The 22,639-nt window shown below is 38.4% G+C and carries 21 protein-coding genes; 10 read left to right on the top strand and 11 right to left on the bottom strand.

Annotated features, from left to right (window positions below; genetic code table 11):
* Positions 1–238: 238 nt before the first annotated feature.
* The 7 genes from H7U19_RS14300 to H7U19_RS14270 all read right to left on the bottom strand — a co-directional run bounded on the left by H7U19_RS14300 (position 239) and on the right by H7U19_RS14270 (position 7,441).
* Positions 239–1,585 carry a right-handed parallel beta-helix repeat-containing protein gene (locus H7U19_RS14300; protein ID WP_186563557.1) on the bottom strand — a complete coding sequence of 449 codons (1,347 nt, stop codon included), beginning with the start codon at positions 1,583–1,585 and terminating at the stop codon, positions 239–241.
* Between the two features lie 482 nt (positions 1,586–2,067).
* Positions 2,068–3,186: a DNA polymerase III subunit beta gene (dnaN, locus tag H7U19_RS14295; RefSeq protein ID WP_186563556.1), complete on the bottom strand. Its 1,119-nt coding sequence runs from the start codon at positions 3,184–3,186 to the stop codon at positions 2,068–2,070.
* Between the two features lie 85 nt (positions 3,187–3,271).
* Positions 3,272–4,939: a gliding motility-associated ABC transporter substrate-binding protein GldG gene (gldG, locus tag H7U19_RS14290; RefSeq protein ID WP_186563555.1), complete on the bottom strand. Its 1,668-nt coding sequence runs from the start codon at positions 4,937–4,939 to the stop codon at positions 3,272–3,274.
* Positions 4,932–5,417: a hypothetical protein gene (locus H7U19_RS14285; protein WP_186563554.1), complete on the bottom strand. Its 486-nt coding sequence runs from the start codon at positions 5,415–5,417 to the stop codon at positions 4,932–4,934. Before H7U19_RS14285 ends, gldG begins: the two co-directional genes overlap by 8 nt.
* Positions 5,414–6,133 carry a gliding motility-associated ABC transporter permease subunit GldF gene (gene gldF / locus H7U19_RS14280; protein ID WP_186563553.1) on the bottom strand — a complete coding sequence of 240 codons (720 nt, stop codon included), beginning with the start codon at positions 6,131–6,133 and terminating at the stop codon, positions 5,414–5,416. The genes H7U19_RS14285 and gldF overlap by 4 nt, the downstream gene beginning before the upstream one ends.
* Before the next feature lie 133 nt (positions 6,134–6,266).
* A complete protein-coding gene (locus H7U19_RS14275) occupies positions 6,267–6,563 on the bottom strand; it encodes a putative quinol monooxygenase (protein ID WP_186563552.1) in 297 nt (98 codons plus the stop codon).
* Between the two features lie 11 nt (positions 6,564–6,574).
* Positions 6,575–7,441, bottom strand: coding sequence for an SAM hydrolase/SAM-dependent halogenase family protein (locus tag H7U19_RS14270; RefSeq protein WP_186563551.1), 867 nt, complete (start codon positions 7,439–7,441; stop codon positions 6,575–6,577).
* Between the two features lie 138 nt (positions 7,442–7,579).
* On the opposite strand from H7U19_RS14270, the gene H7U19_RS14265 reads away from it, so the two are divergent.
* Together H7U19_RS14265 and H7U19_RS14260 are read left to right on the top strand one after the other, a co-directional pair.
* Positions 7,580–8,533, top strand: coding sequence for a PhoH family protein (locus H7U19_RS14265; protein ID WP_186563550.1), 954 nt, complete (start codon positions 7,580–7,582; stop codon positions 8,531–8,533).
* Positions 8,534–8,664: 131 nt separating this feature from the next.
* A complete protein-coding gene (locus H7U19_RS14260; protein ID WP_186563549.1) occupies positions 8,665–9,621 on the top strand; it encodes a phosphoribosylaminoimidazolesuccinocarboxamide synthase in 957 nt (318 codons plus the stop codon).
* Between the two features lie 5 nt (positions 9,622–9,626).
* Here the strand turns inward: H7U19_RS14260 and H7U19_RS14255 are convergent, their stop codons facing one another.
* The 3 genes from H7U19_RS14255 to H7U19_RS14245 form a co-directional block, all read right to left on the bottom strand.
* On the bottom strand, positions 9,627–10,268 hold the full coding sequence (locus H7U19_RS14255; RefSeq protein ID WP_186563548.1) for an HAD family hydrolase: 642 nt from the start codon (positions 10,266–10,268) through the stop codon (positions 9,627–9,629).
* 9 nt (positions 10,269–10,277) lie between these two features.
* Positions 10,278–11,060, bottom strand: coding sequence for a carbonic anhydrase (locus H7U19_RS14250; protein WP_186563547.1), 783 nt, complete (start codon positions 11,058–11,060; stop codon positions 10,278–10,280).
* Between the two features lie 134 nt (positions 11,061–11,194).
* On the bottom strand, positions 11,195–11,851 hold the full coding sequence (locus tag H7U19_RS14245) for a YceI family protein (protein WP_186563546.1): 657 nt from the start codon (positions 11,849–11,851) through the stop codon (positions 11,195–11,197).
* A 166-nt stretch (positions 11,852–12,017) separates the two neighbouring features.
* Between H7U19_RS14245 and H7U19_RS14240 the strand changes: the two genes are divergently transcribed.
* The 8 genes from H7U19_RS14240 to H7U19_RS14205 all read left to right on the top strand — a co-directional run bounded on the left by H7U19_RS14240 (position 12,018) and on the right by H7U19_RS14205 (position 20,351).
* A complete protein-coding gene (locus H7U19_RS14240; protein WP_186563545.1) occupies positions 12,018–12,584 on the top strand; it encodes a nucleotide exchange factor GrpE in 567 nt (188 codons plus the stop codon).
* Positions 12,585–12,593: 9 nt separating this feature from the next.
* Complete coding sequence (gene dnaJ, locus H7U19_RS14235) at positions 12,594–13,709, top strand: molecular chaperone DnaJ (protein ID WP_186563544.1); 1,116 nt, start codon at positions 12,594–12,596, stop codon at positions 13,707–13,709.
* 330 nt (positions 13,710–14,039) lie between these two features.
* The gene (locus H7U19_RS14230; RefSeq protein WP_186563543.1) at positions 14,040–14,972 is read left to right on the top strand and encodes an ABC transporter ATP-binding protein; all 933 of its coding nucleotides are present in this window, start codon (positions 14,040–14,042) and stop codon (positions 14,970–14,972) included.
* Entirely contained in the window at positions 14,969–16,282 is a 1,314-nt protein-coding gene (locus tag H7U19_RS14225) for an ABC transporter permease (protein WP_186563542.1), read from the top strand. Before H7U19_RS14230 ends, H7U19_RS14225 begins: the two co-directional genes overlap by 4 nt.
* A gap of 1 nt (position 16,283) precedes the next feature.
* Entirely contained in the window at positions 16,284–17,183 is a 900-nt protein-coding gene (locus H7U19_RS14220) for a mechanosensitive ion channel family protein (RefSeq protein WP_186563541.1), read from the top strand.
* 1 nt (position 17,184) lies between these two features.
* Positions 17,185–18,069 carry a DUF6268 family outer membrane beta-barrel protein gene (locus tag H7U19_RS14215; protein ID WP_222597446.1) on the top strand — a complete coding sequence of 295 codons (885 nt, stop codon included), beginning with the start codon at positions 17,185–17,187 and terminating at the stop codon, positions 18,067–18,069.
* 4 nt (positions 18,070–18,073) lie between these two features.
* On the top strand, positions 18,074–19,237 hold the full coding sequence (locus H7U19_RS14210) for a sigma-54-dependent transcriptional regulator (protein WP_186563540.1): 1,164 nt from the start codon (positions 18,074–18,076) through the stop codon (positions 19,235–19,237).
* Between the two features lie 244 nt (positions 19,238–19,481).
* Positions 19,482–20,351, top strand: a complete 870-nt coding sequence (locus H7U19_RS14205) for a PPK2 family polyphosphate kinase (protein ID WP_425489562.1) — start codon at positions 19,482–19,484, stop codon at positions 20,349–20,351.
* 714 nt (positions 20,352–21,065) lie between these two features.
* Here the strand turns inward: H7U19_RS14205 and H7U19_RS14200 are convergent.
* The gene (locus tag H7U19_RS14200) at positions 21,066–22,631 is read right to left on the bottom strand and encodes a hypothetical protein (protein ID WP_186563538.1); all 1,566 of its coding nucleotides are present in this window, start codon (positions 22,629–22,631) and stop codon (positions 21,066–21,068) included.
* Between the last annotated feature and the right edge of the window lie 8 nt (positions 22,632–22,639).

Here is a 22,639-nt window from a genome sequence, read left to right as displayed (position 1 = left end):
AAGAAAGTAAGTATTCTTAATTTGAAGGTTGTTTTATTTTTGGGGAGTTTCGTTTGATGTTTTGGTGTTTGTTTCAGTTGCGTGGTTTGAGCACTAAAATTAGCAAATAATTACTGAATGGAAAATCCGAGAGTATTTTCCCAAGTAGGCAAGAAGCAAGAAATTGAATATACACGTTTTTAGCACCAGTTTTTATTTTTTTAAACTCTTTCACTGATAGATGAAGTTCATTTCTGAATCATTGTTTTACTATTTTTTTAATAATAAGGTTTGAGTTTAATTCAATATATCCAAAATAAATTCCTGAGGGAATGGTTGCTACATCGATGTAATTTTGGTTAAAAGAGTTGACTTGATATACTATACGTCCATTTACATCCATTAAGTAAAAGTTCTTTATTAATGTACCACTTGCTACTTTATAGAACAATTTATTATCATTTACTGGATTTGGAAATAATTGAATTTTATCTAAATACAAATCTTGAATACCTAGGGAGGCATAATATTCATCGGCACCAACATCGTATAATCCACCTGTAGGTCTATCTTCACCATCCAAATCTTTGGTAACTTCACTAACTTCTACTCCAACATCTATTGCTGGTGAATTACTTTCGATACGATAATTGTGTTGACTTACATCAACAAATTTTGCATCTGCTACATTTGCAATAACAAGGTTTCCTTCTCCACCTAATTGATCATTTTCAAAACTAGTACCATTCCCAACATAAAAATTGTTCTTATTAGCACCTGTTATATTATTAGACTGAAAACGAACATGCCTTACCCCATTGTTTATAAATGTGTTGTTGTAGACACGAAGATTAAAACCAACTCGTGCATTAAGACCATGTTCAACGTTATCATGAAAAACGTTATTTCTTATAACAACATTTTCTGTATCACCTGCATTTTCAATTTCAATACCATCTATACAATCAGTAAATCGATTGCCTTCTATTATGACATTTTTTGTGCCTAAATGCATCACAAGTCCTTCTCCTGAACTTCCTGTACATCCAAGTTGAGTATCTTTCTCACAAGGTCTAAATCCTTTAAACACATTATTACGAACATAGATTGGTCCAGTTGTTTGCTTTAAATCAACACCATTTTCACCAGTTCGAGGTTTAGTAACTTCAAAGAGATTATTTTCAATGGTGATGTTTGTAATGTTTCCTCCAGAATGACCACATTGGAATCCATCTGCTCCAATGTCACGAAATGTACAATTACGAATGATTATGTCATGTCCTTCACTGCCTATGTTAATGGCATGTATATCTCTATCTAATAATTTTCCAGGAGCATCAATGAACCTGCAGTTATCAATAATAACATCTGTTGCGCCAATTATTGTGATGATTGGATCCTTATAATTGATAAAAGTACAGTCGGTAATTCGTGAACCGTTATTGTTAGAATCTATTCTTATAGTTCCTGCCCCTGAGTTTGCATCAAAAGTTATACCTGTGTGAATAATGGCTTGCGAATGAGTGGTTGCTGTTATTGATAGCAAACAAATAGCAATTATTATTTTTAATTCTCTTCTGTTAAACTTAGATATGTAATATATCATGTTTTTACATTTGTTATAAGTTGATAATGCTGTATTGGATTTATTTTTTTCATTACTTCTTATTACGGTAAACTATATTCTGAATTTTAAGTATGTAAATATACTATTTTGAAATGATGATATATTCATTATATAGTCAGTATACTCATGAGAAATTTATCATTCTAATGTTTTTACAAAAGAACATCGATAAAAATGTATTGAGTTTTTTTAGTGGGGGGAATGAATTGTGAACTGATAATTTTTTTCTGTAAAGTAATTGAATAAACCAATTTCGTTTCACATTGGAGCTAATGTTGCCACAGATATCCGCAGTATTAATGACTTGTATTCGACGTTAAACGAATTTCGTTATTTTTTCTGATAAAGTCAAGAATAAAAAAGCAGTAACCAAACCGATTACTGCTTTATCACTATATCTAGATTCTGAAAAAATCCCGATAGTCATCGGGACAGAATGACAGGTCTCTTTTTACCTGTGACTAGTTATTCAACATCACCGGCATCACCAACATCGTAATCTGCTCCCCATCATCCAATCCATCCACGGGCGTTAAAATACCGGCGCGGTTGGGCATACTCATTTCCAAGCTCACCTCATCAGAACTTAAATTACCTAGCATTTCTGTTAAAAAGCGGGAGTTAAAGCCTATCTGCATATCGTCGCCTTGATAATCACAGGTTAAACGTTCTTCGGCCTTGTTGCTGTAATCCACATCTTCGGCTGAAATATTTAATTCTGCACCTGCGATTTTCAAACGTATTTGGTGGGTTGTTTTATTTGAGAAAATACTAACCCGGCGTACAGAATTTAAAAACTGATTGCGGTCAATCGATAATTTATTCGGATTTTCCTTGGGAATCACAGCTTCGTAATTCGGGTATTTCCCGTCGATCAAACGGCAAATCAATTCGGAGTTTTCAAAAGTGAATTTAGCATTAGAGTCGTTGTATTCAATTGTCACTTCGTCCTCACTACCTGCTAAAATACCCTTCAACAAATTCAAAGGTTTTTTGGGCATGATAAATTCGGCAACTTGGCTGGCATTTACGTCCTCTCTGGTGTATTTTACCAATTTATGGGCATCCGTAGCCACAAAAGTCAAGCCTTCCGTTGAAAACTGAAAAAATACACCGCTCATTACCGGACGTAAATCGTCATTACCTGCAGCAAAAATGGTCTTACTGATAGCCGTGGCCAAAATATCTCCTAAAATCACAGTTTTACTTGGGTCTTCTAAAGCCACAGCTTTAGGAAATTCTTCACCACTCGCATAGGCCAAGGCATATTTTCCGTGGTTGGAGCTGATTTCAACCGTGTTGTTGTCCTCAACAACAAAGGTCAAGGGTTGCTCCGGAAAGGTTTTTAAGGTATCAAGCAATAAACGAGCAGGAATGGCCACGCTACCTTCGCTGTCACTTTCCACATCGAGGGTAGAGGACATGGTGGTTTCCAAATCGCTAGCGGAAACCGTAAGTTTGGAGTTGTCCAATTCAAACAAAAAGTTGTCCAAAATCGGTAATGTGTTTGAACTGTTGATCACACCGCCTAAAACCTGTAATTGCTTTAACAAATAAGTACTTGATACTATAAATTTCATTATGAATAAATGCGTTTAATTTTGAAAATCGCTATCTACAAATATATCCTAAACCTCTGTTTTATCGAAACAAACTTATCAACAGCTAGGTAGCGTATTTTTTCTTTCTGAAGTAGTTGAAAACGAAACCGAAAATGGCAAGCAAAGCTATTGGTAATCCAATGTTTAGGAGCCTCCAGTACGTTTTTTCAGAGGCGATTTTTTCCTGATTTAAAAAGGCAACTTCAATTTCCTTGGAACGAATGTTTATAAGTCCATTATCATCCAAAAGGTAATTCACCGCGTTAAGCAAAAATTCTTTATTGCCGTACTGTTTTCCCGTCCATCTATCAAAGCCAAGTTCCTGTGGTTGATTGCGTACTACGTCGTTTTTAATCACGTCGCCATCGGCGATTACAATCATTTTGGTATCTGCGCTTTTGTCTCTAACGTTCTCAATTTTGAAAGGTTTTACAATGTTAGCAAAGGCTGATTTTAATTCACCTTCCAATAGTACAGCAAGTGTTTGGGTTTCGTTTTTAAAGGTTTTTGGGTCAATAGGTTTGGTTACTAAATCCAAACTAATTTCCCGAGGTGTGCCTTCAGCCCTTGAAATAGGTGCTGTTTCTAAAAGAATGGTCTTTTTTGTGTTGTTTTTAAGTGTATCAATTGCATTTGCAAAGTCAAAACGTACCAAATTTAAGTTATCGGTAATAGGATGGTTGTTTCCTGAATTTGCCAATGGCGAATACGGCCATTGTAAATGCTGAAATTGCGAATCACTACCGCCACCAATGGCCAGGGTGATAGGCGCAGAATAGGGCGTGGTGGCCATGACTGGATTGATGCGCACGCCGTAATTGAAGAAAAAACCCGTGAGGTTTAAATCTCTGGCGACTGCATAGTTTTTACCGGTATCGTTATAAAGGCTGTCCTTTTCTATAGCCACGGCATCGATTAACCAAAGGCTTTTTCCTCCATGCATGGTGTATTGGTCCAAAGTAAATTTTTCTTCTTCGGAAAAGGCTTCTGTGGGCTTGCAGGAAATGAGGAGGTCAAATTCTGATAGCTCCTTCAAAGTTTTTTGAGGATTGGAGCCAACGCTATCCAAGGTGAAAGGCGCTATAAAATAGTATTCTCCCAAAGTTTTAGCAAAGTCTGCAATGTATTTGTCATCCAGTTGTGCATTCCCTTTTAACACTGCAATTTTCTTGGCTTTTGGAGTGAGCAATTTTTTAAATCCATCGGCAAAGGCATATTCCAAATGTTGCACGGAATTCCTTACTAGCTCTTGCTGGGACATGCCAATTTTGGTTTTTACCAAAGGAATACTTACAGTCTGATTATTGTAGCTTGCCAAAGCCCATGGAAAGATAACTTCCCGCGAGGATTTTCCATTTTCTTTTACTTCCAACTGCATGGGAATCAATCCTCTTTGGGTCATCACCTGAATAGTTTGTTGCCTTGAATTTTCATCCTCCAATGGGTTGATAAAGTCGAAAACAATATTGGAGTTGACATCGGAAAACTCTTCAAGTATTTGGCGTGTTTCATCTTGAAGCCGTCTGAATTCCGATGGGAATTCCTCGCCTTTTAAAAACACATCGATAACAAGGGGTGATTCGGCCAGATTTGCAATATCTTTTGCAGAAGTGCTTAAGGTATAACGTTTGTCTTTGGTAAGATCGAAACGCTTGTAAAACTGATGTCCCACAAAATTTACTGCCAATATTACAATACCCGCAATGCCAATATGTTTTATCAATTTACTCAAACTTTTTTTCAATTTGGTATTGTTCTACCTCGATTACCTTGTCGCTCTTAAAAGCAATTTTTAAGCACTCCTGCAGCGTATTAAAAGCCCCTGGCTTGAAACCTAAATTGAAATTCCAAATTTCAGGGGAATTGGCTTTCAAAGTATCATCCCAGCCAAACCATTCACTTTCCCCTAAAAGCGACTCAACCTCGGATTTAGATTTACCAATGAGCAACTTTTCATCGAGCAAATTACCGCTCATTTCATAGCGCAAGGCTGGTTTGTCCTCCCATGCCTGCGCATCAAAATATTTCTGGTGATGAAAACTAAAAAAGATATTTATTAACGGGTAAAAAATAAAAAAGTAGAAGATAGGTGCACCTACGACAGTAATCAAAAAACTTACCCATTTACGTTTATCTATAGTTGTTGCAAATATCCAAACAGCAATGAAAATAATACAGAAAGCGATAATAAATTTAGGCGTAAAAATCATTTCTTATGGTTGTTTAAGTTGAGTTTGGTAACGTACACAAAAAAGACAATAACGCTTAAAAAATAAAGAATGTCCCGAGTGTCAATCACGCCACGACTCATACTTTTATAATGATAATTCATGCCGAACTGCTCTATAGTAGTACTTGAAGTAAAATCCGTAACTCCTTCAAATCCAATAAAAAATAAAATACATAGAAAAGCAGAAATGATAAACGCGACTATTTGGTTACTCGATAACGTCGAACCGAAAACTCCAATGGCAGTGTAAGCCCCGGCCAACAAAATCAGGCCAAAAAAGGAGCCAAAAGTACTGCCCAAATCTAAATTACCAATAGGGTCCCCAAGCTGATGTATCGAGTAAGCGTACAAGAGGGTTGGCAACAAAGCCAGAATAATGAGGATAAATGCTCCAAAATATTTTCCTAAAACAATCTGGGTTTTAGAAACAGGTTTGGTCATTAGCAGTTCCAAAGTGCCCTGTTTTTTTTCATCCGAAAAACTACGCATGGTTACTGCTGGAATCAGAAATAATAAAATCCAAGGCGACAATAAAAAGAATGCCGACAAATCCGCAAACCCATAATCTAGGATGTTAAAATCTCCTTTAAAGACCCAAAGAAACAATCCGTTCAAAACCAAAAACATGGCTATCACCAGATATCCGATAGGCGAGGCAAAAAATGTATTGATTTCTTTTTTTAGGATGGACAGCATCGGGAAGGTTTAAGGTTTCAAGTTTTTAGTTCCAGGTTACGGTTTTGAATTTTGTAATACTATGTTGTTAAGTTTTTCATTCAGGTCGGCTAATTTAAAAAAATAGTATTTCTTTTACTGCGACTGCGACTGCCTACTTCATCGTTTCCAATTTATCCAAGCTCCAAGCCTCAGGTTTCGCATTAAAAACTGCTTTGGTTTGGGCCCAAACAGATTTAAACAACTCTGAGTTTCGATAGCGTTCCAAATCGCTTTCGTCATTCCAATAGCTATAAGTAAAAAAAATATTGGGGTTAGTTTTGTCTCTGTAAAGTTCCAAAAACTCACAGCCTTCAAAACCTCTAATCTTAGTTTTACTGCTTTCAAAAATATTCAAGAATGTTTCTATGGACTGTGGCTCAAAGCTCATTTTTACGATTCGTACCAGCATAAAATTCTATTTTAAAATACGTCCTCTTTTTGTGGCACAACGGGAACCGTAATGAAATCAATGCCAATAGCGTCGCGGATTTGTAGACCCATCAGTGTAGCGGCACTACCGTGCTTTTTGGAATCACTTTTATACATTGCAATTTCCAAAAACCCTCCGGAATTAAATACAACCAAACCTTTGCCTTCATCTTGGCGCTTTTCCTTTGGAATGTCAAAATTGATAAAATCGCTGTACTTTTTGTGAATGGTTTTGAACTTGTATTGGCGTGCGGTAATTTCAAATTTACGGCCTTTTTGAATCGTTTCGAAAAAGGGCTTTCTGATGTTGGTCACCACATTGCCATAGGCGTCAATGTAAATCACGCGACCGATAATTTTGGTCTTGTCCTCATTCACATAGGGCTTTAAATTATTGATAGGCTTGATGTTGTTGATCGGCTTTCCAATTACCTCTAAAGTCCCACCACGGGCAATGTGGCAAGCTACTTTTACAAAAACGTCCAAAACAGGAAAACTGCTCTGGATTTTATCATGGATATTGATTTCCACAATTTTTCGTGGTGCGATTTCCGAACAAATCATACTCATGATGCCGTTGTTGGCACAGATAAAATAGTGGTCGTCCAACTCAATCGCAATATGTTGGTTTTCAGGATTAAGTTCCGCATCAATGCCAATAATATGAATCGTGCCTTTTGGGAAGCTACTGTATGCATTTTGAATAATATATGCCGCTTCTGGAATGTTAAACGGCGAAACCCCATGCGAGATATCAACAATATTTACATCGGGCAGTTCACTGAATATGGCACCTTTGGTAGCCCCAGTAAAATGGTCTTTTTCACCGAAATCGGTAGTTAATGTGATGATAGCCATGGGCAAAAAATTGTTGATATGTTTTTAATGTTGGCTCACCCAAATTTATGTATTTTTGGATGCATTAAAACAGTTTAGCAAAGCTAATAAATCATTTCAATTTATTAACCTGTAAACCATTAAACTAATAACATACTTTTGAACGAAATTATTATTGAACTTGAAGAAATAAGTCCAAAAGAATTTTTTGGGTCGCAAAATGCGAATATAGAACTTCTTAAAAAGTATTTCCCTAAGTTAAAAATTGTAGCGCGTGGCAATAAGATAAAGGCCTTTGGTGACGAAGAGTTGCTTGAGGAGTTTGATAGGCGCATTACGATGTTGCTAAAACACTTTGGAAAATATAACAAGCTGGACGAAAATGTTATTGAACGGGTTTTGACAAGCCAAAGTAGCGAAGATTATAAAACATCTCAGCAAAGCGGAGAGGTTATCGTACACGGGGTAGGAGGTCGATTGATAAAGGCACAAACCGTAAACCAGCGGAAATTAGTGGAGCTGATGCGCAAAAATGATATGGTATTCGCCATTGGTCCAGCTGGAACGGGTAAAACATACACGGGAGTAGCACTGGCGGTTCAAGCCTTAAAAAATAAGGAGGTAAAGCGCATCATTTTAACGCGACCTGCAGTGGAGGCAGGCGAGAATCTTGGGTTCTTACCAGGGGATTTAAAGGAAAAGTTGGATCCCTACATGCAGCCGCTTTACGATGCCCTTCGTGACATGATTGCCCCAGAAAAACTGGCGAACTATATAGAAAAGGGCACCATTCAAATTGCCCCATTGGCATTTATGAGAGGGCGGACCCTGGATAATGCTTTTGTGATTTTGGATGAAGGGCAAAACACAACACATGCCCAAATGAAGATGTTTTTAACCCGGATGGGGAAAAACGCTAAGTTTTTGCTGACGGGCGACCCTGGACAAATCGATTTGCCCCGGAGGACTATTTCGGGTTTAAAGGAAGCACTATTAATTTTGAAAAATGTAGATGGCGTCGGCATCGTATTTTTGGACGATAAAGATGTGATTCGCCATAAATTGGTAAAGAAAATCATTTCAGCATATAAAAGCATAGAAAATAGGGATTAGCAGGTTTGCAGTCGCAGTTTCAGTAGGGCAAAAAAATAAACGGATGCTATAGCTGGGAATGGTCGTCGAGCGGAGTCGAAACGCAGTCGAAGCATCTGAAATTAAATCATTATAAAATTATTCGCGAATTCGTGGCAGAAAAAAACAACACCTTAACCGATACCAATTTTAATTTTCCAGGCCAAAAAAACGTCTATAAAGGAAAAGTGCGGGAAGTTTATAACATTAATGACGAGCAACTGGTCATGATTGCAACGGACCGCCTTTCGGCATTCGATGTGGTAATGCCAAAAGGGATTCCCTACAAAGGCCAAATCTTGAACCAGATAGCGACAAAAATGATGGCGGCTACTGAAGATTTGGTGCCAAATTGGTTAACCGCAACCCCCGACCCCAACGTAGCTGTTGGGCATTTGTGTGAGCCTTTTAAGGTGGAAATGGTAATCCGAGGCTATATGTCTGGTCATGCGGCACGGGAGTATAAAGCAGGTAGGCGATTACTCTGCGGGGTGCCAATGCCTGATGGTATGAGAGAAAACGATGCATTCCCTGAGCCAATAATTACACCAGCCACCAAAGCAGAGCAGGGCGACCATGACGAGGATATTTCACGAAAGGATATTCTAAAACGAGGTATCGTTTCGGAGGAAGACTATTTGGTTTTAGAAGATTATACACGCAAATTGTTCCAAAGAGGTTCGGAAATTGCCTCCTCTAGGGGTTTAATTTTAGTGGATACGAAATATGAATTCGGGAAAACCAAAGACGGCAAAATCGTTTTAATCGATGAAATCCACACGCCTGATTCTTCGCGCTATTTTTACGCTGAAGGTTACGAAGAACGTCAGGCAAAGGGTGAGCTACAAAAACAGCTATCGAAAGAGTTTGTGCGCCAATGGTTGATTTCCAATAACTTCCAAGGCTTGGAAGGGCAAACCGTGCCTTTTATGAGCGATGCGTATATAGAAACAGTTAGCGAACGCTATATCGAACTATACGAAAACATTACTGGTGAAAAATTTGTAAAAGCAGATGTGTCCAATATTCAAGAGCGTATTGAAAGGAACATTTTAGATTTTCTGAAATAGAAAAACTATAAGATTTTTAGTAAATCGGCGGGGGAATCCAATATATAGTCGGCACCAGCTTCTATTAGCTCTTCTTTGGCCCTAAACCCCCAGCTTACACCAACGGCAAGCATTTTGGCGTTTTTGGCTACTTTAATGTCAACAGAAGTATCCCCTACATATATACTTTCTGAGGGAGTAACCCCAAGTGAGCTACAGATTTCCAATAAGACTTTGGGGTTGGGCTTTTTTAAATGCTCTTCTTTTAATCCAATAGTTGGTGAAACGTAACCGGGAAGAAGGCTTGAAGCTACTTTTTTGGTCAAAGAATCTTCCTTGTTGGATAATACACTAAGCTTTATGCCATTGGAGTTTAGAGTGTCCAAAAGTTCCAGAGTGCCTTCGTAGGTCACTGTTTTATGGGTACAGTTCCTGCTGTATATTGTCATCATATCATGAAGGCATTCTTTAATAAGATGTTCATCTGCTTCGGGAATTGCCTTGACAACTAAGCTCCGTACCCCGTGACCGACAAACGTTTTGTAAGTCTCATAGTCGAAGGTTTCATAATTACGTTTTGCAAGTACCATGTTCATGGCGTCGGCTATATCGTAAATCGAATTTACTAACGTGCCGTCAAGGTCAAAAATTACTGCTTTATACTTCATCCGTGAAATCTAATAATAATATTTGACTGACCGGTTATTTATGGGCTGTTCATTCCTGTAATTGTTCAGGGGCATGTTATTTCTCAATTTAATAACCTCCTCCACCGATAAAACAATAGGCTCCTTAAACACAATCCAATTAACACCCTCGCTACATGGAGGGGTGGTCAATGAACCGCCATAGGAATAATAATGTTTGTTCTCTAAAAACAATCCGGAAAGATCAATTTTTTGATGGATATCCTTTATTTCGCCATTTTTTAAAGGCAAAAAGCTTTCAAAGAATTCGAACAGTTGGCTTTCTTCGCCTTCTTCTCCCAATAATCCTAAAACGGTAATGCTTCCTGTTTTACTGATATGCACCAAATGCATTTCAATTGGATAAATTAACCCATTTATTTTATGCTCTGATGGTTCGTGAAAATGGATTTGCTTCAAATAATAAGTCTCGTTTTTATAATTAATGGAGTCACCAGCTTCAAAATCAAACTGCACGGAATGTCCATTATTTTCAACTTCTTTTAGAAGTGTTTTAGGGGAGTATAGAATTTTCAGCTCATCCGACATCTGGATGGAGTCAGCCCTTCGATGGATAATATTTATAGGGGATTGATGGTTGCCATCGCAGTCTGAATTTTTCTCAATTTCAGCCCAGTTTTCAGGTGAGGTTTCACCAGAATAACTCCAGTGTGCATTGGCCAAATGCGATTTGTGTTTTTCCTTATCGTATTGTACGCAGGATAGCAGTAACAATAATTGGACAAAGCAGATAAAACCGATTTTTGCTTTCATGGGTTTGCAGTTGTTAGTTTAGACTACAAAATTAAAACGAAATAAAATCCCAATGCCTTACATTTGTCAGTTTTCATAAAAAAACCACCCCAAAATGGGGTGGCTTCAATAAATAATTTGAGTTAGTCGCTCTATTAAGCTTTTTTAGCCGAAAGATTTACTTTTAGCTCGATATCGTCATTGATAAATTTATCACCTAAGTTGTCGAAGAAGGATTTAGACCCATATTTTACCTCCCATTTTGAACGGTCGATAGTGAAACTCTCGCTAGTCAGTGTCAACATATCTCCATTTTGGGAAACTGAAACCGGGAAAGTAATATTTTGCTGGATCCCTTTTATGGTTAAATTTCCGGAAAGCATAGTTTTGCCTTCAGATTCTTCAATTCCAGTAACTTCAAATGCGGCATTAGGATGATTTTCAGCATCAAAAAAGTCTGCACTCTTAAGGTGTCCTGTAAGCTTCGAGTTCATTTTGTCATCTGCTGGCATATCCAAAACGGTAATGGAGTTCATGTTTACAAGGAACGATCCGCTTTCAATAGCCCCTTCATTTACCTTCAGTACTCCAGAGTCCAATTTAATTGTGCCGTTATGAGTTCCAGTTGGCTTGAAGCCTTTCCATTCTATAGTTGACGAATCGATATCCGCCACGTATTTTGTAGCCTCAACCTTAGCTTCGGCAACTGTTTCCGCATCCGATGTCTCTGCTTCTTTAGCTTTATTTTTACAACCCACTACCACAAGGGCAATAGCGCAAATTCCAAGAAGATTTAGAAAATTCTTTTTCATTTTGTAGTGTTTTTTAGTGTTAGACATGCAAATCTAATAATTTGTTTCACAAATGAAAATAAAAATTAAACAAAATACGTGATTTTTTTTGATGACAATATGGCATTTTAGCAATAATGGCAGTACTTTTGCCAACCGAAATAGAGTAGTATTAAAATGATACATCATGGCTAAAAAGAGTAAAGCAAAAGATATTGAAAAGGAGCAGGTTAATGGCTTGGAAAACGAAGCGGTAGCAGTTGAGGAGCAGGAGCAAAACTCTTCCGAAAAGGAAGAACTGACTGCGGAACAGAAGTTGGAAGCCGAGCTTAAACGGGAAAAAGATAAGTATTTAAGGCTTTTTGCAGAGTTTGAAAACTACAGAAAGCGTACATCTCGAGAGCGTGTGGAGTTGTTTGCTACTGCAAGTGAGGATGTGATGAAAACTTTGTTGCCGGTATTGGATGATTTTGAGCGCGCACTAACGCATATTGAAGAAGACAAAGAGGCCGAGGAATTAAGAAAGGGCGTATTGCTTATTTATAAAAAATTGTTGTCCACTTTGGAACAAAAAGGACTGAAGGCCATCGCTATTGAAAAAGGGGATACTTTTGATGCCGATATTCACGAGGCTGTCACACAAATTCCAGCACCATCTGATGGTTTGAAGGGCAACATTATTGACGTTATTGAAAAAGGGTACACGCTGGGCGAAAAAATTATCCGTTATCCAAAAGTGGTAATAGGCTTATAAGAAAATATCATGGCAAAAAGAGATTATTACGAGGTATTAGGAGTTGGCAAGGGTGCGAGTGCTGGTGAAATAAAGAAAGCTTACAGGAAAAAAGCTATCGAGTTTCACCCGGACAAAAATCCAGACAATAAGGAGGCTGAGGCAAAATTTAAGGAGGCGGCAGAGGCTTATGAGGTCTTGAGTGACCCTGATAAAAAAGCACGATACGACCAATTTGGACACCAAGCGTTTGATGGAGCAGGCGGTTTTGGTGGTGGAGGTATGAATATGGATGATATCTTCAGCCAGTTTGGTGATATTTTTGGGGGTGCTTTTGGTGGTGGATTTTCCGGTTTCGGTGGAGGCGGAGGCCAACGCCGTATGAAGGGGAGCAATCTTCGTATCCGGGTTAAATTGACCTTGGAGGAAATTGCCAATGGCGTGGAAAAGAAAATTAAAGTAAAACGCAAAGTCCAGGCACCGGGAACTACCTACAAAACCTGTTCTACATGTAATGGAACGGGGCAGGTTACCCGCATTACCAATACTATTCTGGGGCGCATGCAAACTTCAGCACCATGTAATGTTTGTGGTGGTGCAGGACAGACCATAGATAAAAAACCGGCTGATGCTGACGGTCAGGGCTTAAAGGTGGCTGAGGAAACAGTTTCCATCAAGATTCCAGCAGGCGTTGTTGATGGCATGCAATTGAAAGTCACGGGTAAAGGAAATGAAGCCCCCGGCAATGGCATTTCTGGCGATTTATTGGTAGCCATTGAGGAATTGGACCATGAGGCCCTACAGCGCGAAGGTGATAATCTGCATTATGATTTATATGTAAGTTTTCCAGAGGCCGTTTTGGGGACTTCAAAAGAGATTGATACCGTAACCGGTAAGGTTCGGATTAAGGTGGAAGCTGGTGTTCAATCAGGAAAAATACTGCGTTTGCGAGGCAAAGGTATTCCAAGTATCAACGGCTATGGCAAGGGAGATTTGTTGGTCCACGTTAACGTTTGGACGCCAAAGACTTTAAATAAGCAACAACGTGAATTTTTCGAAAATATGCTGGAAGACGACCACTTTTCGCCAAAACCGGAAAGCTCGGATAAATCCTTTTTTGAAAAAGTGAAGGATATGTTTTCATAGCTGAGAATAATGTAAAAGAATTCTGAAATTTCTTTATTTCAAATAAATTTTCGTGCATAAAATAACTTATCTTAATAGTTTTGCTATTAGTTGAGAAAAAAAAACTATATTTGATTATCGCTAATTAACATTAGTGATAATTTTTCTTTTTCATAGCAATTTTTTTCCCATCCTTAATTTCGATTGAGGGTGGGTTTTGTTTTTGGGAGTGTTCTGATTGAACAGGTGCCCGAATTCTTTTGCAGTTTTGCGTTTATTTTTTGAAGCTATTAGCCTTATTTGACTCACCAACATTTAATATCTTTACATCCGCTTAACAAAAAACGATGAATGAATAACCTATTGGAAGTTAATGGTGTTAGTAAAAAATTTGGAGGTTTTACTGCACTCAACAACGTGTCTATTTCTGTTCCCAAAGGCAGTATTTATGGCCTTTTGGGCCCAAATGGTGCCGGAAAGACGACCTTGATTAGAATCATCAATCAGATTACTATACCGGATTCAGGCTCTGTCTTTTTAGATGGAGAGCCATTAAAGGCCTCCCATGTAAAGGATATTGGCTATCTACCAGAAGAAAGAGGCTTGTACAAGTCCATGAAGGTTGGGGAGCAGGCCTTGTATCTAGCACAACTGAAGGGCTTGAGCAAAACCGAAGCAAAAGAACGCTTGAAGTACTGGTTCGACCGATTGGAGATCGGAGATTGGTGGAATAAAAAAATTCAAGAACTTTCCAAAGGGATGGCACAAAAAATACAATTTGTAGTTACTGTATTGCACCAACCTAAACTTTTGATTTTTGACGAGCCATTTTCGGGTTTTGACCCCATAAATGCCAATTTGATCAAGGATGAAATTTTGAACCTGCGGAACAATGGTGCCACGGTAATTTTTTCCACTCACCGGATGGAGTCGGTAGAGGAGCTGTGCGATGATATCGCTCTCATTCACAAATCAAACAAGATATTGGATGGCAAGATATTGGATGTTAAACGCAGTTATAAGGCCAATATATATGAGATAGGTGTCAAAAACTCAGATCCAGAAGCATTGCATCAACATTTGGGGAAGCAATTTGAAACTGCTCCTGCACATTTTAAAAGCCTGGATGATGTGTTAAAATTGAATATTAAACTCAACGGAAATCAAACCCCCAACGATTTATTGAAGTATCTAACATCAAAAGGGGAGGTGTCTCATTTCGTGGAGCGAATTCCGAGTGTCAACGATATTTTTATTCAAACGGTAACCCAAAATAACCTATGAACCACTTACCACTTATCATAAAGCGGGAATATCTCTCCAAAGTAAAGAACAGGTCGTTCATTATTATGACCATTTTAAGTCCAGTGATTATGATTGCCCTGATCACAGTAGTCGCCTATTTGTCTCAATTGAATAATGACAAGATACGCAGTATTATGGTTTTGGACGAATCGGGAATGGTCTCTGATGTTTTTAAGGATACTGAGCAAACTAAATTTACTCCATTAGAACAAATGTCTTTAAAAGATGCCAAGGATTTGGTGGCTGAGGCTTCTTCCTATGGGTTGTTGCATATTCAGAATGAGTCATCGATTGAAAAAATTTCACAAAGCGTAAAATTTTATTCCGAGGAATCACCGTCCTTGACGGTGATTTCAAATTTGGAACGCATTTTAGGGAGGCATCTCACAGATATAAATCGTAAAAACGCCAATTTAGATGTGGCTCAAATTGAAGCCTCGAAGGTGTGGGTGGATATCAACCAAGAAACCTTTGCTGGCGAAACTTCTTCAAAATTAGATAGTTATTTAAAGTTGGGTTTTGGTGGCGCTGCGGGGTATTTACTCTTCATGTTCATCATTATATATGGTAATATGATTATGCGTAGTGTCATAGAGGAGAAAACGAGCCGTATTATCGAGGTCATAATTTCCTCGGTAAAACCGGTCCAGTTGATGTTAGGGAAAATTATTGGCACCTCTTTGGCAGGGCTGACCCAATTTGGTATTTGGATTTTTCTTGGGAGTATTTTACTGGTTATCGTCTCCATCATTTTTGATATTGACATGACCCAAATGCGCACCCCGCAACAAGCGATGCTGGAACAAACTTTAGAAAATCCTGAGATCAATGCGCATATTCAGGAGGGAATGGCAGCCTTTTTTAACTTGCCATTGGCCAATTTGATCATCGCATTTGTGCTATTTTTTATTGGCGGGTACCTGTTATACAGTTCGTTGTATGCGGCTATTGGTGCTGCCGTGGACAATGAAACAGACACGCAGCAGTTTATGATGCCCATCATTATGCCTTTAATTTTAGCCGTTTATATTGGTATATTTACGGTAATTGAGGATCCGCACGGTACGGTGTCCACGGTGTTTTCGTTTATACCTTTTACCTCCTCGGTAGTAATGCTAATGCGAATCCCCTTTGGTGTGCCAGTCTGGCAACAGTTGCTTTCGTTGGCGTTGTTGATCGGTACGTTTATGTTCACGGTGTGGTTTGCGGCCAAAATTTATAGGGTAGGCATATTGATGTATGGCAAGAAACCAAGTTATAAAGAGTTAATGAAATGGATAAAATATTGATATGCCTTTTCAATTAAAAGAAATAGAAGAAAAGATTACAGACAGTTCCGCTTGGGAGAAAATCAATACTGTACTTAATGCACATTATGATTTTAGTGATGGTATCAGTATTTCTGTCAAGGATGTGCTGGTTATCATAACTGTAATATTCTTGACTACTTTACTATTAAAGCTTATTTTTAGAATACTTACCAAGAAATTACCCGAGGCGGATAAGACTAAGTTTAATGTTGTATTTGGGTATTTCAGATGGTTGGTCTATGTGGTCATACTACTGATCACCCTTCATGCGGTAGGGGTTAATGTGACGGCGGTATTCGCGGCCTCAGCGGCGTTATTAATTGGAATTGGGCTGGCGCTTCAAACTCTTTTTCAAGATATTATTGCTGGGGTTTTAATCTTATTGGATCAGACTATCCATGTAGGTGATATAATAGAAATAGATGGAAAAATCGGTAGAGTTGAGGAAGTGAAACTGCGCACCACCAGAGCAGTAACGCGAGATAATCGGGTACTTATTATACCCCATCATTTATATCTAACAAATAGCTTATACAACTGGACTCAAAATGGTTCTACCACTCGGGAGGGTGTCTCTGTTGGGGTGGCGTATGGAAGTGATGTTCAGTTGGTCAAAAAATTATTGTTGCAGGCCGCATTATCGCACGACATGGTTTTAAAGCACCCCGCTCCGACTGTTTTTTTTGATGATTTTGGAGAAAGTTCCTTGGATTTCAGGGTGATGTTTACCACAAATGATAGTTTTCAAGCCGTTTTTCCGAAGAGCGATATTCGTTTTGAAATCGATAGGCTTTTTCGAGAACATAATATCAGTATTCCATTTCCGCAAAGAGATATTCATATTATTCAAAATACTTCAGAAGCAAATCCAAAGGAATAATATGTTTCAAAAACTAAAAGGGTTGATTTTTGCAGTGTTTGTTTTCGCAGGACTGACTGAGGTGGAAGCGCAATTGACCGATTTAGTAAGAGTGGAATATTCCTTTATTCCACAAAGTAGATCTGAAGACCGATACACCCGCTTGAGGGCACTTTTAAATTATCCGATTAAAGTAAAAGAAGGCAATTATTTTGTGGTCGGTGCAGAATATAACAACATCTTATTAGAGCTCGAGGAGGACTATCCCTTTAATACCAGCAGAATAAATAAAATTCATGTGATAGACCTCAATTTGGCCTATACCTTTAAATGGAACGCCCATTGGCGTGTAGGGATGAAATTCAATCCAAGGATTGCCTCAACCCTTACAAGAAGTTTGGTGTCCGACGACTATTTTATGAATGGAGGCCTGTTTTTGATTCACGACCGCAAGGACGATGAAAGCTTGAAGCGTCCGTATCGTTTGGTTTTAGGGCTCACTTATAATGCCACCACAGGATTACCTTTTCCTTTGCCCTTTATAAGTTATTTTCGGCAGATAAATGACAAATGGAGTTATAATGCCGGTGTGCCTAAATCAAATTTAAAATATGCCATAAATGGCAAAAGTAATGTGCAGGCTTTTTCAGCTTTGGATGGATACCTTGCTCATTTACAAGAGGTTTCAGTGGTGAATGGGCAGAATGTTGACCATATTTCACTATCGGTTATCGTAGGAGGATTTGGTTACGAATATTTGTTCACTAAACATTTGGTAGGGTATTTGTATACAGGTTACACTTTTAGGCTAAATAACGTTTTAAGGAATTCAAATCGAGATGAAATTTTTAAATTGAACCGCCTAAATGCTTTTTATTTAAGAACTGGAATAAAATTTAAAATTTAAGAATATGCCAAAAATATTGATTATTGAAGATGAAGCCGCTATTAGGCGTGTGTTGGTCAAAATACTATCAGAAGAAAATGATACCTACCAAGTTTCCGAAGCAGAAGACGGATTGAGTGGTGTGGACAAAATCAAAAAAGAGGATTTTGATTTGGTATTGTGTGATATCAAAATGCCAAAAATGGATGGTGTTGAAGTTTTGGAAGCCACAAAAAAAATAAAGCCTGAAGTACCCATGGTGATGATTTCTGGTCATGGTGATTTAGATACGGCCGTGAATACCATGCGTTTGGGGGCGTTTGATTATATTTCAAAACCGCCAGATTTAAACCGACTGTTGAACACAGTTAGGAATGCATTGGATAGAAAGGAACTTGTAGTTGAAAACAAAATTCTTAAAAAGAAGGTCAGCAAGAAATATGAAATGATTGGTGAGAGCGATTCCATTTCCCAGATTAAGGAAATGATCGATAAGGTGGCTCCAACCGACGCCAGGGTTTTGATCACTGGACCCAATGGAACGGGCAAGGAATTGGTAGCCCACTGGCTTCACGAAAAAAGTGAGCGAGTGAAAGGCCCGATGATTGAAGTAAACTGTGCGGCCATTCCAAGCGAATTGATTGAAAGTGAATTGTTCGGGCATGTAAAAGGGGCTTTTACCAGTGCGAATAAAGATCGTGCGGGGAAGTTTGAAGCGGCTAACGGAGGCACAATTTTTTTGGATGAGGTCGGTGATATGAGTTTGTCTGCCCAGGCAAAGGTGCTAAGAGCTCTGCAGGAAAGCCGGGTGCAAAGAGTCGGTAGCGATAAGGATATAAAAGTGGACGTTCGCGTGGTTGCTGCCACCAATAAAGACCTGAAGAAGGAAATCGAAGAAGGTAAGTTTAGAGAGGATTTATACCATCGCCTCGCTGTTATTTTAATAAAAGTGCCTGCATTAAACGACAGGCGTGAGGACATTCCGTTGCTGGTAAAACATTTTTCAAAGAAAATTGCAGACGAGCAGGGTACGGCTCAGAAGAACTTTTCTGATAAAGCTATCAAATTACTCCAAGATTATGATTGGACCGGAAATATCAGGGAACTGCGTAATGTTATCGAGCGTTTGATTATCTTAGGAGGCAAGGAAGTTAGCGAACAGGACGTAAAATTGTTTGCTTCAAAGTAAAAATCCAAAATTTCTGTCATTCCGAATGAGTCTCGATAGCAATCGGGACGAAGAGGAATTTCATAATTTTGGAAATGATGATGTGATTTCTCACTTTGTTCGAAATGACAAACAGAATAAAAAAAGCTCATAGAAATTAAATTAACTGCAATGAAATTGCAGGGGTTGACTTCTAACTAGATAATTAATAACTACTTTTATTCCTGTGAAGGCAGGAATCCATTAAAATATTACCGTGAAAAAAATTACCGAATCAGATTTCAAAATCACCTCAAAAATCAATATTAAGGATTTGCCGACGGCTTTAGATTTAGGTGCGGACGAGAAAGCCGTTGAAAAGGCACTCAAAAAAACCAGAAAAAAACTGGCTGAAATCCAAAACACCATGTATGCTCATGACAAATATGCGGTGTTGATTTGTATACAAGGGATGGATACTGCCGGAAAGGACAGTATGATTCGCGAGGTGTTCAAGAGTTTTAATGTAAGGGGCGTAGAGGTGCATAGTTTTAAAGTTCCTACGGATTTGGAATTGAGCCATGATTATTTATGGCGACACTACATAGCCTTGCCGCAAAGGGGTAAGTTTGGGGTATTCAACAGGACGCATTATGAAAATGTATTGGTCACTCGGGTGCATCCAGGGTACATTATGGCAGAAAATATTCCAGGAGTAGATTCGGTGGATGATATTGACGATGCCTTTTGGGACAAGCGTTTTGAGCAAATCAACAATTTTGAAAAGCACGTGGCCGAAAATGGCACCATTATTTTTAAGTTCTTTTTAAATCTGTCCAAAGATGAGCAAAAGTACCGTTTGTTAAGACGGCTGAACAAACAGGAAAAAAACTGGAAATTTTCATCAGGGGATTTAAAGGAACGTAAACTTTGGGATAAATATCAGGAATGTTATGAAGATGTTTTAAACCGTTCCTCAAAAGCACATGCGCCCTGGTACAACATTCCTGCGGATGACAAGCCCACGGCTCGGTATATTGTTGCAAAAATCATGTATGACGTGCTAAGCCAATATACCGATATTGTGGAGCCCGAATTGGATGAAGAAACCAAGGCTAATTTGGATTTGTATAAGGCTCAGTTGGAGGGGGAGTGATTTGAGTTGCACGTTTTGAATTTCAGTTTTTGTTTTTAAAGATCATTCTCAAATCCGAAATTAAGTAAAGCCCAACAAATATAAATATTCCAATTGCTGGAATGTATCCCTGATTTGGAATAATGAGAAAGATATTAAGTCCGATTAAAAAGAGACAAAAGGGGTAGGTAAATAGTCTTATTAATATGTTTTTGGCAGACCACTCTTTTTCAGGTTCCTTTTCCTCGACTTCTATATCTAATAATTCAAATATTTCATCAAGCTGGTTCTGTTTTTCAAACCTATAAATCATTCGTGCAAACAAAATAAAAATTGAAGAAAAAGCCGATAAGAAAAGAATTATTGGCCAACTGCCAATAAAATTAAATTCTGTCGGGTTTTTTGGAAACACGAAATACAGAAACCCAAAAACTAAAATTCCGATTAGCATTTTTCCAACAGGATTAAGTCGGTCACTAATTTTTATCAGGTGATTGCTAGCATTGAATTCAAATTTGAAAATCGGATAAAAAGATGCATTCCAAAGGTTTTGATTCCAAACTTTTATTTCATGTCTATTAATTTCTCCCGCTGATCTCAAATCTCGGGAAAAGACGTTCCATAAATGATTAAAAAAAGTGTCTTTTCTTTTCAGTTCAATTAGTTTTTCAACATCTTTTTTGGTGACTTCCAATATAACTTTTGAAATTACTGGTAACTAGTAAAGTAACTTATTTATTGCTCCTCAGGAAAGGTAATGTGTTGATAAGCCCCCAAATCTGGGCTTGTTGTTCTACTCACCCCTAAAATATCATTGGGTACTTGGCTTGCAAAAGACGCATTTCCTCGTCCATTAGCTGCCGAATCCTCCCCAATAATCAATAGGTTTTTATTGGTATCCAAAAAGTTGGGGTCTCGGTTAAAAATCATGCCTTCGTAATGGTCGGTATTATCGAAGTTATAATTGGGGCCTTCAAAATTATCGTTGCGGTCTTCAAATCGTACTAGGCAGTTGGTAAATTTAAAATTGAACTCCACGGCCTCATCTTCAATTTCATCCAGAAGAAATTCAGGGTTGTCATTGCCGTAAATGACACAGTTATTGAAATTGGCTTCGATTAAATCGGTTACTGTGGCATTGTTTTCCTCATCCAAAATAAAATTATTAATCAATAGCGCAGGCAGTGGCCTAAAGCTATTATTCCAATAATTAGCAATGGTACAGTGGGTAAAATTATACTTACCTCCTAAAGTAGCAGCCAAAGAAGATTGCCCGGCGTTGTTCAATACGAGGTTTTCACCTGAAATAGAAGTACCTCGGCCCAAAATGCCAAAACTCCCCGAGTTGTAAATTTGGGAATTGGTAATGGTCAATTTATTGTTTGGTCCAGTGGCATTGCCGTCACTTAAAATACCGACCAATGCATTCTTAATGGTCGCATAATTGAAGACATTGTTCACACTACCCTCCAAAAGCCAAATCGTGCCCCACTGTCCTGGACGTTCTGCGAATCCCGGTTCCAAACGATCTCCCTCGAAAATCACTTCATTATCCAATGTTTCCTGGTCTGGACTGTAAGCACCGTTCACATTTATTGAGGCACCCGCCTGTACTATAATGCCCGAGTTTTCATGGAAATGTAGTCTTGCTCCCGCTTCAATGGTCAGGGTTTGTCCAGTCGGTACGGCCATGAAACCGTAAATAACATAGGGTTTTTCATTGGTCAAGGTTAATTGGTTTGCTTCCAATTCACGCCCTGGAAGGTCGGTTTCAATTAATTCGCCTCCAATATTCAAGGTTAGGGTTTCAATAATTTTTGTATCACCATCTCTTTCAGGAAACAAAAAAATCGCATCTTTAATCAAAGTGACTAGTTCAACTTTTTGCAAATTGCCACCAGAATCAAACTCAATCGCATCCGTATGAAGCATTTCATTTGATGTGATAGGAGTGATGTCAGTGTTAAAGGTAGTTTCCACAAAAATGAACATGCTATCTTTTGCCAGTAACTCTATATTCTCAAACGTTTTGCCGGCAATTCCGTCAACATTCAATCTATATTGAGAGTCTTCGCCACGTCCTAATTTTAAGGTGGGAATTAGGATATCCTCATCGCTTCGATTGTAAACCTTGAGGTTATAAGTACTTGAGCCGATATTTTTAAAGATGGTATCCAGATATACTGTGTCCTTTGAAAACTCCAGGCTACCGGTACTAGGTGAAAATTCAAAATCTTTACGGCAAGAACTCCAAAGGATTAAGAAACCAATGGTGATTAAAAAGTAGAAATGGCGTTTCATTAAAACAG

This window comes from Hyunsoonleella aquatilis (genome assembly GCF_014270105.1).
GTDB lineage: Bacteria > Bacteroidota > Bacteroidia > Flavobacteriales > Flavobacteriaceae > Jejuia > Jejuia aquatilis.
This window is presented reverse-complemented; position numbering and strand designations above follow the sequence as displayed.